This window comes from Brevibacillus brevis, from assembly GCF_022026395.1.
Classification (GTDB): Bacteria; Bacillota; Bacilli; order Brevibacillales; family Brevibacillaceae; genus Brevibacillus.
The window spans coordinates 3,436,580-3,450,483 of record NZ_CP041767.1 but is presented as its reverse complement, the minus strand read 5'-3'; the positions used below and the strand labels follow the sequence as shown (position 1 = coordinate 3,450,483).

Sequence of the window (13,904 nt, the reverse complement as noted above, 5' to 3'; positions counted from 1 at the left end):
AAACGCAAATGGGAATGGCTATGAAGCAACCGTCGGGGCCATCATCCGGAGATTATTATGAATCTCGTCCATTTACGGAACTGTATGACGAATATTTTGATCGCGTCAACCGGTATTTACGATGCCGGGTTCAAAGTACGTGGGATGCCGATGATTTGACCACCGTGGTCTTTTTAAAAGCACTAGAAAAATTCGAGCAATATAGCAGAACAAGTCCATTCGCATCATGGATTTTTCGTATTGCTCACAATACATATGTGGATTTTATGCGGAAAAACAGGGAGTTACCTGTTGACCAGGAAGATTTTCTAGGAGCAGAACCGGATGACACATGGCAGCCGGAGCGACAGGCGCTGACGAATGAAGAGATTCGTCTGCTTCGTGATCGTCTGGACTTGTTGTCTCAGGATCAACGTGACGTGTTGATGCTCCGGTACTTTGCTGACCTCAAAATCAGTCAGGTAGCTGAGGTGCTCGGCAAAACAGAATCGAGTATCAAAATGATTTCTTATCGCGGATTACAAAAACTTCAGAAGATGTATGAGAGGGGGGACTCCGAATGAGAGAAGAGGAGAAACACCCCCAGGATCATCAATCGGATGATCAGACCGTAACCCAACTCCTAGCCCATTTGAAGCAGATGCGCGGATCGGTTCCAGTCAATTATCAGCTAAAATCAGACCTGAAAAAGCAATTGCTCCAGAAAATGAGAGATCTCGAGGCCAAACAGACAAAGGCTCCAAATGCCGCACCCAAAAAGCTTGGGAAGTTAGTTTGGAGCGGAATCGCTGCTGCTGCGCTCACCCTTGCCATAGGCGGATTTGTGTGGTGGAACAATACCTCTCTTGCCGTTCGAGAGCATGAAGTCCTTAAACTGCCAGCACAAGCAGCCGTGGAGCTTGTTGACATTGATCGCAAAGCCACTCAGCTAGCTTATATCAATAACAATACAGAGCTGAAAACCATTCCAATCGACGAGGAATTAAAGCCAGTCACGATCAAATTGCCGCCAACAGAAGGCAAATACACCGGGGTAGCATGGTCTAATTCTGGAAAGCAAATCGCTGTCGTCGAGCAGGATAAAAAATTATCGCGGATATGGATTGTGGAGATGCCGACGGCTTACAGCATGGGAAGCAGCCGATTGCTGAAGGAAGAAGAAGGAGTATTATACGCTTCACCAAGCTGGTCTGAACATGATGATTCGCTTGCCTTTACCCGCTCGAAAAATGGCGTCGAAGAAATTTGGGTGAGCAGCACAGTTTCGTTCCAAGAATGGAAGCTTGTAGAAGGCTCTCAGCCTGAATGGTCGCCAGATGGAAGCTTGCTTGCCTTCAATAAAGCAGGTGAAGTACAGCTGATGGAAATGCGAACGGGGAAAGTTACCCCGCTTGCAGTGGGACAGTGGGCATCGTGGAGCTCCGATACGAAATTGACCTATACACACCCAAACGGAACGCTGATGGAAGTAAACGTGGGTGTAGAGCCTTTTGTGACACGCGAGCTACCATTGCGAAACCAGTCATCTGAAGAGCTGATCAAAGGAAACTGGGCAAACCAAGGTAAGCACTTACTGCTTATCTCACGCCATGATCAGCTGCAACAACTGGTTATCTCTTTGGCGTCACGAAAATGAGCGGAGGAACAAGCATGAGATGGAAATGGATGTTAATCTTTGTCATCACATGGCTTAGCTTTTCGATACGCCCAGCTATGGCAGAGAGCAACATAGACATACAATTCGAAATACCTTTAAGTGGGATCGTCAAATATGAATCATGGATGAGACTAAACGTTAAGGTAACCAGCCAGGAACAGAATTTCACAGGGGCCGTAGAGTTATCGCAGCGACAAGTCAAAAAAAATAATGAATTTAAGCTTCGGCGTCCAATAAAACTCGAGCAAGGAAAGAGCACAACCGTTTACTTTGATATGCCTTCCCAAATATTGCTCGATGATTGGTACGTCCAGGTAACGCAAAACGGTCAAGTTCTCAAAAGTGAAAAGCTGCGAATCTCATATCCAACAGACGGCCGCACCATTGGGGTGATTAGTGAGGAGGGCAATGCGTTTCACTTCCTTGCCGTCAATCAGTCACAATCCAAAATGAATCGCCCCTTGTCCGTACAAAATCTCACGGAACAAATGTTGCCTGACCAATCGTGGATTTACGAAAACATAGACATGTTAGCGCTGGCAGGCAATAGCGGCTCCACAATAAATGATCAACAGATGGCAGCGATCAAGGAGTGGATCCAGCTGGGAGGGATCGTGGTTGTTTCGGCAGGTCCCAATCAAGATGGGATGATCCAGCGGTTTGCTGATATTCTCCCTGTGGAAGCCGGAAAAGCTGGTAATATTGATCTGCAGCAAGCACTTAGTGAGTATGACATTGCAAAAGTCGCGCCAAATGGCAGTATCGGTGTATACAACCGTGACATGCCCTTATTTGTGTCAAAATCGTACGGCAGAGGGTTGCTGCTATTTGTCAACTATGATGTGACAGCAGAGCCGTTGGCATCGTGGCAGTTCAATCCACAACTGTGGCAGAATGCAATGACCCAGCATGGCGCCAAGAAGATTTTTGAAGAGAAGCCTTTTATGGATCAAATGACCCGGCCTTTTCTTGATTTGAGCAAGAAGATTCCTGAAGTACAAACGCCTCCGCCGATCTGGATGGTGGCGTTGTGGGGCGGATATGTAATTGTACTTGCACCATTGACATACTTCGTTCTAAAAAGAATGAGAAAACCTGAATGGGCGTGGGGAGTCATCCCAGCAGGAGGAATTTTCTTGACCGTTGCTATATTCGCGGTTGGAAAGCCTGCTGTTGTGAAAACGAGTACCAGCTATGCCGTAACCAAGATCGACATATTAGATGAGTCACTGGCTCATGTTCGCTCAGCCACTACGTTTTTAGGGGTGGATCAGAACGAATACGATGTTCAGCTCGAACCTTCGATCGCTGCCCTGCCTTTGACAGTCGGGCGAAATGATTATCGACCAGAGGGGTTAATGGTTGGTGAAGAGGTTCTCTCTTTCCGTAATCTCCCCTATTTGACACCGAAACAAGCAATTGCTATCGGCGTAAAGCACGACATGGGGGCTTTTGATGCTTCCTTGCGAATTAATGAAAATCGGCTGCAAGGGAAAGTGAAAAACAATACAGAGTTTGCTTACGATCAAACTTATATTGAAATTGGTTTTCAACGAATTCCACTTGGGCCATTGAAAAAGGGCGAAGAAAAGCAGGTTGACAGTGTGCTTGAACCCCTGTTTATGCCAAGAAAACCAAAGGCAACAAACGAATTGCAAACAATAGAAGAACGAATCAAGGAAATGCAGGAAAGAGTCGTTGATTATGAAGAGGGGAATCAGGTAAGTATCATCGGTACAACGAAAGAGCCTCTTCCTCTGATGACAATGCAGGTGCCTCACCAAGCGAATTACTGGAATGTCATTCAGCAGTCTATTCAATTCCAGCCGAATGAACAAGGTCTAGTGACTTTTCCTTATGGTTTGCTAGATGCCGAAATGTATGAAGTGGTAGGAGACTTCGACAATACCGGATACATTTGGCAGCTTGGAAAGGGTAGCATTACATTTGAGCTGCGGTCAGACAAAGCTGCGATCAATATGAAGCGAATAACGGTACCATTGAATCACAGTTCATTCAAGCCTTTTAGAATCGAATACTTCCACCAAAAGAGCGGTAGGTGGATACCTGTTGAACGCGGGACGAGACTTGTCCTCGATAATGAACTCCAGCAAGTCTTGACGCCAAATCAATCGTTATTGCTTCGTTTTTCCCACAATGGAACGTCGCGATTAGCTCTACCAGAGCCAATTTTCCAGGTAGAGGGGGTGCGGAAATGGTAATTGAAACCGTTCATTTAGGAAAAAGATACGGCAATTTGCAAGCGTTGACGGATTTGAACCTTTCCATTGAGCCAGGAAAGGTGTTCGGTTTCATTGGTCCAAATGGCGCCGGAAAATCTACCACGATGCTCATCTTGTCCACCCTTTTGGAACAGAGTGAAGGGGAAGCCTTTGTCTGTGGCTACAATGTACGAAAAGACCCTGCAAGTGTGCGCCAGTCTGTTGGCTACATGCCCGATTTTTTTGGTGTATATGACAATTTGACAGCGGTGGAGTATTTGGAGTTTTATGCTGGAGCATACAAAATTCCTGCCTCGAAAAGACGGGCACTCGTCGGTGATCTTTTAGAACTGGTGAATTTGTCTCACAAAGCAGACGCTTTCGTCGATTCTTTGTCTCGAGGCATGCAACAGCGTCTGGGATTAGCGCGTTGTCTCGTACATGATCCGGCCGTGCTGATTTTGGATGAACCCGCATCAGGACTGGACCCGCGAGCTCGTATCGAGTTGCGCGAAATTATGAAACAGCTACGCGAAATGGGCAAGACGATTATTATCAGCTCCCATGTTTTGCCGGAGCTAGCCGAGCTGTGTGATGATATTGGTGTCATTGAAAAAGGCAGATTAATTGCGTATGGGTCTGTGCATGAGGTCAGCAATCGGGATACAGGGCAAAGCCGGATGCAACTGAGAGCCCTGCGGAATTTGGACAAAGCCGGACTTCTATTAGCGAGCTCTCCGTATGTCCATCAATTGACAGACTATATGGGAGGCTTTCGCTTCTACTTTCAAGGGACGGAGCAACAAAAAGCTGAATTGCTTCAAGAACTGCTGGATGAGCAGGTCGCAGTCGTCTACTATGGCGATTCCAAGAAAGATTTAGAAGACGTCTTCTTAGCGATTACGGAAGGAGTCGGTATGGAGTGAGCGACTTCTTGTTCAATCCACTTTTGGTAAAAGAAATGCGGGAAAGATTCCGCTCGAGAAAGACCATGCTCATATTAGCGATTTACTTATTTGTCATGGGGGGAATACCGATGGGCTTTTTGCTCATGGACCCCCTGAAGGCCGAATCGTTAGGGGATAACCAGGATCTGTTTCTGATATCTGCGGGGATACACTACGCGATGGTTTGCTTTGTGGCACCTGCCCTGACTGCTGGAGCGATCAGTGGGGAGAGAGAACGCCAGACCTTGCATATTTTGCTGACGACCCAATTGTCGACGCGCACGATTATTTTGAGCAAGCTCATTACGTCTTTGGCGTTCTCCACGCTGCTTTTGATTGCCTCGATGCCTTTGTACAGTATCGTAATGCTGTACGGGAGCGTCTCCCCGGAACAAATGGCCCAACTCGTCCTTTTTCTCGCGGTGAATATGTTTTTTCTCGGGTCGTTGGGATTGTTCTGCTCCACTTGGATTAAACGAACGTCGATTTCGACGGTCACCACATACGGCATTGCCTTCTTTTTTGTAGTAGGTACTGGCTTGTTGTTCTTTTTTATCGGGGAGTCCTTGCAACAGGCGCATCCGGAACGGTACATCAATTCCAATGTTTGGAGCATGTATGAGCTACAGATGCTGGCAGGGATGAACCCTATTATCGTGTTGTTCGATATTTTAGGCGAGTCTTTCGATCAATCCGATGACATCACTTTTGCACCGTGGTTGTTTTTCTCATGTGTGTACTTCGTTCTTTCCTTTATCCTCATCATCTGGAGCGCTTATTTGTTAAAACCAATTCGCCGAAAATGGTGGAGTTGGAAGAAACGACCTGTTCGTGTACAATGAAAAAGGTGCATGGGAAAAGGGAGGTTTTTATGTGAGCGATGAACAAGTGCAGATCATTGATTTTGAAGAGCTGCTTCGTGCGATTGAGAGCCGTCTGGCATCTGCTGGGATGTACGTCAAACGCGAAGCGATCGTGACGATTCTTCAGGCAGAAGAAGCGTTTTTGCTTGAAAAAGGTGTTCTTCAAGAGTATAGTGAGTAATCAGCTAACAACCTGCCTTACGCGGTAGGTTGTTTTTCATGGACAGGCAAGGCACAGAGTTATTCGCCTGTTTGCTTCTCCCGGAAAAAAACGGTATGATGGAACAGAATACGAATATCTGCATAAGGACGTGAACACATTGACAGAAGAGAACAAAGACCTCGAGTTGGGCGATATCATTACATTGGACGATGAAAATGGTGAACCGTTGGGGGATTTCGAAGTATTGGCTATGTTCGACCTGAACGGTAAAGAATATATTGCCTTGGCTGAAGCTGTGGAAGATGAAGAAAGCGAAGAAGATGAAGAAGTAGATATCTTCGTATTCCAAGTGGACGGCGGCGAAATGGTACCATTGGAAGAAGATGAGGAAAGCACTGTTTACGCGAAGCTGAACGAAGTGCTGGAAGGCATCGAACTCATTAAAGAAGACAAGTAATCCCGGTAAGAATGAAACAAGCCACTGCTGGCGTTAGAAACCGAGCAGTGGCTTTTTCTTGCGGTCATCAGTCATTCATTTTAATAATGTTATCCTTAAGGTCTCGTACAACGAGAAGGCATGTATAGTCGGTTTCTTGCAGTTCCCGAACCAATGCCGAGCACTCGTCTTTCGTAAGACCTAGCTTTTCGAGACGGGTACGCAATTCTTCACCGCCATTGTCAAAGAAATGCGCCATGCTGTCAATGTGACCGACGGCACTTTCAAAGTGGGTGCTGTATTTATAAAAATTGTTTCGTTGATTGGAGTGATTTTTATCTGGATTCCATTTCAAAACCCAGATGTCATCACTGTTGTATCCGGCGGAATTTAACGCATGAACGTCAGAAGCTAGCTCAGCATCATACTTATGGAATTTGACAAACGGCTTGGTAGCACTGATCAAATGTAGTCCCCCCTTTTTCGCCTCAGGAATCGATGCCTTTTTAGGATGTCCAAAGCCAAAGAGCGAATGAATGGAAATACCTGAGGCACGTTTGTGAACGCTACATAAGAACCAATTGACATATATTTTCCTTGATAGTAGCAGGATTTACGCAGTGGGGGAAGAAATAGAGAAAGGGAAACAAATGTTTTGGTTTTTCATTTTGACCAATCTTCACCAATAGTGCTACACTAATTAATGGAATAAGCTTGTCATGTACAGAACGAATGAGAACGAGGAATACTGAGAAGAATCGGCCATCTCGCTAGGGGCGAGGTGGCTTTTTTGCCCCATTTTGCTACTGGCGTTGAATACTATGGGAACCATACGGTACAATAGCGATTAAGTGTTCGCTTTTATTAGGAAAACGTTCCTCTCAATGGTGATTGAATCATCTCGGCGTTTTTCAAAAAAGGTGAATACGACGCTAGCCATCAGTAAAAAAGGCATGATCGTTTTTCTACGTGTCCGAAGAGTAGAGGGGAGAGCGCGATTGAAGGAAACAGAAACACAGCAAACATTAACGTATACGGAAGAAGATATTCAGGTCTTAGAAGGCTTGATTGCCGTTCGAAAACGCCCTGGAATGTACATAGGCTCCACGGGCTCGCGTGGCCTGCATCATCTGCTGTGGGAAATTGTAGATAATGCCAAAGACGAGGCGCTTGCCGGCGTTAATGATAGCATCATCGTCACTTTGTACAAGGATGGAAGTGTCAGTGTAGAGGACCATGGGCGCGGAATTCCAACGGGTATGCACAAGACTGGCCGACCTGTACCAGAAGTCATTTTTACGACGCTCCATGCCGGTGGTAAATTCGGCGGTGGCGGATATAAAAAAAGTGGTGGCTTGCACGGAGTAGGTTCCAGTGTTGTTGTGGCCTTGTCCAAATGGCTTGAGGTTGAAATCCATCGGGAAGGCAAAATTCATAAGCAACGCTTTGAATATGTTGTAGATGCAAATGGAACTGAGCATGTTGGTAAACCGGTTACCGGTCTTGAAATCACAGGGAACACCAAACGCACTGGAACAACGGTACGTTTTCTCCCGGATGACGCGGTGTTTGGCAACGCTCGCTTTGATTATGAGACCATTCGTGATCGATTCCGTGAGACGGCATTCCTTTTGAAAAAGCTGCGCATGGTTTTGAATGACGAGCGTGGTCCTGAAAAGAAACGGGAAGAGTTTTATTTCGAAGATGGCTTGAAATCATACGTTTCTTATTTGAACGAGGGGAAAAATACGCTCCATCCGATCGTTTACTTCGAAGGGGAAAAGGACAATATCTACGTTGAACTGGCTTTTCAGTACAATGACGGCTATGCAGAGACACTGGTGTCCTATGTCAACTCCATTGTAACAGCGGACGGTGGAACTCATGTTACGGGCTTCCGCAACGGTACAACCCGGATCTTTAACGAATTTGCCCGGAAAAAAGGGTACTTGAAAGAAAAGGACCCGAACTTAACTGGAAACGATTTGCGGGAAGGTTTCCTCGGTGTATTGTCATTGCAAATGGCTGACGTCCAGTTTGAGTCCCAAACAAAAGACAAGCTGGGGAACGAAGAAGCACGGGCAATCGTAGAACAGATTGTTTCCGAAAAGCTAGGCTTCTTCCTCGAGGAAAATCCGGAAATAGGCAAGCTGCTGATTGACAAGGCATTGCGTTCTGCTGAGATTCGCGAAGAGCTGCGCAAACAACGCGAAGCCCTGCGCGGCGACAAGAAAGGCAAAACCGCGAAAAAGCGCAAATCGATTTCGGAAAAGTTCACTCCGCCGCAATACAGAGACTCCAAGCGCAACGAGCTCTTCCTCGTCGAGGGGGATTCTGCGGGTGGCTCTGCAAAACAGGCGCGTAATTCAGAGTTCCAAGCTTTGTTCAGCCTGCGCGGGAAGCCGTTGAACACAGAAAAAGCAAAGCTATCCGAGGTATTGGCGAATGAAGAGTTCCGCACGATCCTCGAGGTGCTTGAAACCGATATTGGCGAAGAGTTTTCCATCGAAAACTGTGCATTTGACAAAGTCATCATCATGTCTGACGCGGACGTTGACGGCTCGCACATTCAAACGCTGCTCTTGACCTTCTTCTTCCGCTACATGCGCCCGATGATTGCAGCTGGTCACTTGTATATTGCGCAACCACCTTTGTATCAGGTGAAAAAGCAGAGCAAGGGCAAGCAGACAGAGGCAATCTATTGTTGGAGCGATTACGAGCTGGAACAGGCATTGAAAAAGGCTGGACGCGGTGCTGAAGTGCAGCGCTACAAAGGTTTGGGTGAGATGAACGCCGATCAGCTCTGGGAAACAACCATGGACCCTGAGACGCGCAAGCTCATTAAGGTTGAACTGGAAGACCTCGCTCACTGTGAGAAGCTGGTAACCGTTTTGATGGGTGACAAAGTCCCACCACGGCGTGAGTGGATCGAGAACCACGTCACCTTTGAAGTGGGGGAGGATGAATAAGCATGCTGTCCAATCAAATTATTAAGCAGAGCTTCGCGGAGATTATGGGAAAGCGCTTTGGGGACTATGCCAATCTGGTTATTCTCTCACGCGCGATCCCAGATGCTCGCGATGGACTAAAACCGGTACAGCGCCGGATTTTGTATGCCATGTACCAAGAAGGCAACACGAACGATAAACCATACCGTAAATCAGCGAAAACGGTCGGGTACGTGATGGGTACCTATCACCCGCACGGTGACTCGGCGATTTACGAAACGATGGTGCGGATGGCGCAGTGGTGGAAAATGCGCCAAGTGCTCATTCAAGGCCATGGAAACTTTGGTAGCTTGGATGCAGACCCGCCAGCCGCTATGCGTTATACCGAATCCAGACTGTCGGCATTGGCCAATGAGCTTTTGCGCGATATTGAAAAGGATACGGTTACATTTATCCCGAACTACGACAACTCCGCTCAACAACCGGCAGTATTGCCTTCACGGTTTCCCAATCTTCTCGTGAATGGCGCTGCCGGGATCGCGGTTGGTTTTGCAACTGATATCCCTACGCACAATTTGGGCGAAGTCATTGATGCGGCTGTTGCACAAATGAAGAACCCAAATATCTCGCTGGATGAACTGATGCAGCATGTCAAAGGCCCAGATTTTCCGACAGGCGGCATTGTTCAAGGGCTGTCCGGGATTCGCAAGGCTTTTGAGACAGGACGCGGCCAATTCATCATTCGCGGGAAGACGCATATAGAGGAGCCAAAAGGCGGCAAGATCAAAAAAATCGTCATTTCCGAAATCCCTTACGAAGTGGTCAAGTCGAAGCTCGTCGCCCAAATCGATGAGCTCGTGATGGAGCGCAAAATCGAGGGGGCACTGGCGGTTCGCGATGAAACCGGACGCAAAGAGGCCGAACAGAAAAAAGTTCGCATCGTAGTGGATATTCGCAAGGAAGCGGATGAGCAGGCGATTCTCAACTACCTGTACAAAAATACGGATCTGCAAATCTATTACAATTACAACATGAACGTGATTCATGAGGGGACCATCCGTCAGATGGGACTTAAGGCTTTATTGGGGGCGTACATCGACCACCAAAAAGAAGTCGTCACGAATCGCTGCCAATATGATCTGGATCGAAAGCAAAGCCGAGAGCATATCGTGGAAGGCTTGATTCGTGCCAAGTCCATTTTGCGTCAAATCGTCGATACGATTATGGATTCGGAAGACCGTGCAGATGCCAAGAAAAACATCATGGAGAAATACGGCTTCACCGAAAATCAGGCAGATGCGATCTTGAGCATTCAGCTCGCTTCCTTGACACGTTTGGATATCGTCAAGCTGGAAAAAGAATTGGCTACATTGGCAAAAGAAATCGAGGAACTGAAATCGATTTTGGCAAGCGAGAAAAAGCTGATTCAAGTCATTACAGGCGAGCTGAACGAGATCAAGAAAAAATACGCAGAAGAGCGCCTGACAGAAATCCAGGGCGAGATCGAGGAAATCAAAATCGATATCGCAATGCAAATCAATGCCGAGGATTGCATCGTAACCCTGACAAACGAAGGATATATCAAGCGGACGAGCCCGCGCTCCTTCAAATCAGTAGGGGGAACGCTGGAAACATGTGGGGTAAAAGAAGGAGACCGTGTCCGTTATTTCATGGAGACGAATACGTCTCACACCGCTCTCTTCTTTACCCAGGACGGTAAATACTTCGCCACACTGGTCAATGCCTTCCCGGACGATAAGTGGAAGGATATCGGTTCGGCCCTCGTCAATATTATCCCGTTGGAGAAGAATCAGCGGATTGTTGGCTTTACGATCGTAGAAAACTTCAAACAACCGCTGTATGTATACCATGTAAGCAAAAAGGGTTTGATGAAAAAGACGGCGTTGTCCGAATACGAAACAAATCGTTCCAGTGCGTTGGTAGCTGCAAAGATAAAAGGCGACGATGACGAGTTTGTGAATGTATTTGTGGCGGACGAAGCTGGCGCGATACTCGGTGCGACGAAAGATGGCATGGGCATCCGATTCCAGCGCAGTGAAGTCAGCGCTACTGGTAGAGCGTCGAGTGGGGTAAAAGCAATCGCACTTGCTCCTGGCGACGTTGTGATCACGATGCTTCCGATTGAGGAAGTCGATTCTCGTGCCTTTAGTTTGTTGACCGCTGAAGGGGTTGTCAAACGCACAGCCATTGCTGCGATCCCACTCCAGGCTCGTGCAGGCAAAGGCGTACAGTTGATTCGTAAACGAAAAAATAACCCGCATGAGCTTGTTGCGATGTTCATCGAGGAAACGGTTTATGCGTGGACGTCGCAGAACGAATGGACCCTTGTTGAGACAGAGCAAGTGATCGTCAACGAGCAAGGTGGTATTGGGCGACAACTGGTGGAGGGTGGAGTAAAATCAGTTGCTTTTGAAACCATTTTGCCGACAGATGAACCGAAGGACGAAGCGACGGCAAAAGGTTCGGGAGACGGAGCTGGTACAGCAGGACAACAGAAGACACCTAATGTCCAGTCTAGCCTGTTCGATGGAAATCATCGTGAATAAAAGGAATGATGAATAGATGGCGTTTGAAGCCTTTGTTTCACCGCTAAGCTGGCAGCAGGTTTCTCTGCTCCTCGATACCGTGCAATATTTCGAAGATGCGCCGAAACTTCTCTCTCTTCCACAAGAGCAAGGAGCAAGTGTGCCTGTGCCGATTACGTTAGACACATTAAAGACGATGCTTGCTTGTCTGGACGAAGAGGAAGCATTTAGCCGCAAAGCTTTTGCATTGAGATGGGAAGCAGCTGAGGACGAAGGAAGTGGCTATCTCGTTGTCGAACTTCCGAATGGAGACACAGTGAGACAGCCAGCCGTTCTGTCCGCTTTTTCTCCGGTTTAACAAATAAACGCTTTGGTGACGCGCTTGCATCCATGACAGGATGTGAATCGTTTTGCCAAAGCGTTTTTTTGCATACAAAAAGATTGCCAGCAAAATGGAATATGTGATACAGTTTGAACACGAGTTGTTGTGTAATAAAGTTAGTAACTTACTAAATTCGCATACTTATTACTGGAGGATGGAATCATGGAAAAAGTTATCGATCAAAAGGCTTTTATGGACGTCATTCGGGAGCGTCGTTCCGTACGTCATTACGATCCAGCAGCAAAAATCTCGCAGGATGAACTAAAGGAAATGCTGAAGGAAGCGACCTTGGCACCTTCCAGCTCCAACCTCCAGCCATGGCGGTTTTTGATTATCGATGAACAGCCATTGAAAGAGAAGCTGCTCCCCATCGCATTTAACCAAAAGCAGGTGGTAGAGGCTGCGGCGGTTATTGCAGTCCTGGCTGATTATGAGGGCTACAAACAAGCAGGGAGCATTTACAACAAAGCGGTTGAAGCAGGCTATATGACCGAGGAAGTAAAGGCTACACTCATCGACAACATCAACAAGCGTTATGAGAATCGGGATCGAGCAAGCATCAAGGAAATTGCTTTGGTAGACGGAGGTCTCGTCTCGATGCAATTGATGCTCATTGCCAAGGCGAGAGGGTATGACACGGTGCCAATGGGAGGCTATAACAGCGAGAAATTCAAGGAAGCTTTCCAAATTCCGGATCAATATGAAACAGTCATGTTGATTGCAGTCGGCAAAGCGGCAGAACCTGGTCATCCGACTACTCGCCTGGATGTAGAAGAGATTACGTTCTGGAATGAGATGCCGAGTAAATAAGCATAGAGAAATGGAATAGCCTTGGCCTGATAGGATTTTGGGCCTGGGCTTTTTCACGTTTGCAAGCTTTTGAGAGGTAGACATGCTGGCAATCAGGTGAAATGGGGCGTACAATAGGGAGACATGACAGTATCTGAGAGAAGCTGCAGACGAGCGAAAGAAGGGTGTAGGATGAAAAGATTGTTGGCAATCAGCGATATTCATGGGGAACTAGAGAAACTGGAATCGTTGATGGAGCAAATTCAGTACGATCCACAAAACGATCAATTGATCCTGCTAGGTGATTATGTAGACCGTGGTCCAGAATCGAAGGGCGTCGTCGACAAGGTAAAACAGCTCCATGCAGAAGGGGCAATTGTGTTGATGGGCAACCATGATCATATGATGGTTAAATCATTCGAGCAAGATCCAGTCTTTATTGAACGATGGTTCCGAAACGGTGCACAAAAGACGTTGGCGAGCTATGGGCATGCTGCAGCAGATACGGAGTCTGGCGCACCAGAGGCCTTGGAAATCACCTCTTCCGTCAAAGAACATCTGGAATTTTTGGCTGGCTTGGACTGCTATTATGAAACCGATGATTATATTTTTGTTCACGGGGGTGTACATCCCGAGACTCCTGTCGCAGAGACTGATCCGTATCTGTTGATGTGGATACGTGAAGAGTTCCATAAAGGCTACCAGGGGGAGAAGACCGTTGTTTTTGGTCACACGCCGACCAGTTATTTGCACGGTAAACATGATGTGTATTACGGAGAAAATAAAATTATCGGCATTGACGGAGGTGCCGTATACGGCGGCCGTCTGCATTGCTTGGAGTTGCCAAGCCGAAAGGTTTACTCGGTAGAGTGATCGACTAAAAATAAAAGGCTTTCACCTCTCTTTACAAAGAGTGGGTGAAAGCCTTTTTGATATCGTCAAGATAAGTTC

The 13,904-nt window shown here is 47.0% G+C and carries 13 protein-coding genes; 12 read left to right on the top strand and 1 reads right to left on the bottom strand.

Features of this window, described 5'->3' with window-relative positions:
• Positions 1 to 8: 8 nt before the first annotated feature.
• From FO446_RS16285 to FO446_RS16255, 7 genes are all read left to right on the top strand, one after another.
• Entirely contained in the window at positions 9 to 563 is a 555-nt protein-coding gene (locus tag FO446_RS16285; protein WP_047067599.1) for an RNA polymerase sigma factor, read from the top strand.
• Positions 560 to 1,636, top strand: coding sequence for a TolB family protein (locus FO446_RS16280; protein ID WP_221868623.1), 1,077 nt, complete (start codon positions 560 to 562; stop codon positions 1,634 to 1,636). The genes FO446_RS16285 and FO446_RS16280 overlap by 4 nt, the downstream gene beginning before the upstream one ends.
• Positions 1,637 to 1,650: 14 nt before the next feature.
• Positions 1,651 to 3,879: a hypothetical protein gene (locus FO446_RS16275; RefSeq protein WP_173607878.1), complete on the top strand. Its 2,229-nt coding sequence runs from the start codon at positions 1,651 to 1,653 to the stop codon at positions 3,877 to 3,879.
• Positions 3,873 to 4,805 carry an ABC transporter ATP-binding protein gene (locus tag FO446_RS16270; protein WP_173607877.1) on the top strand — a complete coding sequence of 311 codons (933 nt, stop codon included), beginning with the start codon at positions 3,873 to 3,875 and terminating at the stop codon, positions 4,803 to 4,805. The genes FO446_RS16275 and FO446_RS16270 overlap by 7 nt, the downstream gene beginning before the upstream one ends.
• The gene (locus FO446_RS16265) at positions 4,802 to 5,668 is read left to right on the top strand and encodes an ABC transporter permease (protein WP_173607876.1); all 867 of its coding nucleotides are present in this window, start codon (positions 4,802 to 4,804) and stop codon (positions 5,666 to 5,668) included. The genes FO446_RS16270 and FO446_RS16265 overlap by 4 nt, the downstream gene beginning before the upstream one ends.
• A 31-nt stretch (positions 5,669 to 5,699) precedes the next feature.
• Complete coding sequence (locus FO446_RS16260) at positions 5,700 to 5,870, top strand: hypothetical protein (RefSeq protein ID WP_370646634.1); 171 nt, start codon at positions 5,700 to 5,702, stop codon at positions 5,868 to 5,870.
• A 139-nt stretch (positions 5,871 to 6,009) separates the two neighbouring features.
• A complete protein-coding gene (locus FO446_RS16255) occupies positions 6,010 to 6,309 on the top strand; it encodes a DUF1292 domain-containing protein (RefSeq protein WP_007718819.1) in 300 nt (99 codons plus the stop codon).
• 67 nt (positions 6,310 to 6,376) lie between these two features.
• Here the strand turns inward: FO446_RS16255 and FO446_RS16250 are convergent, their stop codons facing one another.
• Positions 6,377 to 6,754: a YflT domain-containing protein gene (locus tag FO446_RS16250; RefSeq protein WP_173607874.1), complete on the bottom strand. Its 378-nt coding sequence runs from the start codon at positions 6,752 to 6,754 to the stop codon at positions 6,377 to 6,379.
• 532 nt (positions 6,755 to 7,286) lie between these two features.
• On the opposite strand from FO446_RS16250, the gene FO446_RS16245 reads away from it, so the two are divergent.
• From FO446_RS16245 to FO446_RS16225, 5 genes are all read left to right on the top strand, one after another.
• The gene (locus tag FO446_RS16245; protein ID WP_173607873.1) at positions 7,287 to 9,257 is read left to right on the top strand and encodes a DNA gyrase/topoisomerase IV subunit B; all 1,971 of its coding nucleotides are present in this window, start codon (positions 7,287 to 7,289) and stop codon (positions 9,255 to 9,257) included.
• Positions 9,258 to 9,259: 2 nt separating this feature from the next.
• Positions 9,260 to 11,803 (top strand): DNA topoisomerase IV subunit A, encoded by a 2,544-nt coding sequence (gene parC / locus FO446_RS16240; protein WP_173607872.1) that lies wholly within the window; start codon positions 9,260 to 9,262, stop codon positions 11,801 to 11,803.
• A gap of 16 nt (positions 11,804 to 11,819) precedes the next feature.
• Positions 11,820 to 12,140, top strand: a complete 321-nt coding sequence (locus tag FO446_RS16235) for a hypothetical protein (protein WP_173607871.1) — start codon at positions 11,820 to 11,822, stop codon at positions 12,138 to 12,140.
• A 186-nt stretch (positions 12,141 to 12,326) separates the two neighbouring features.
• Entirely contained in the window at positions 12,327 to 12,974 is a 648-nt protein-coding gene (locus tag FO446_RS16230) for a nitroreductase family protein (protein ID WP_173607870.1), read from the top strand.
• A gap of 171 nt (positions 12,975 to 13,145) precedes the next feature.
• Positions 13,146 to 13,826 (top strand): metallophosphoesterase family protein, encoded by a 681-nt coding sequence (locus tag FO446_RS16225; protein WP_173607869.1) that lies wholly within the window; start codon positions 13,146 to 13,148, stop codon positions 13,824 to 13,826.
• Positions 13,827 to 13,904: the final 78 nt, after the last annotated feature.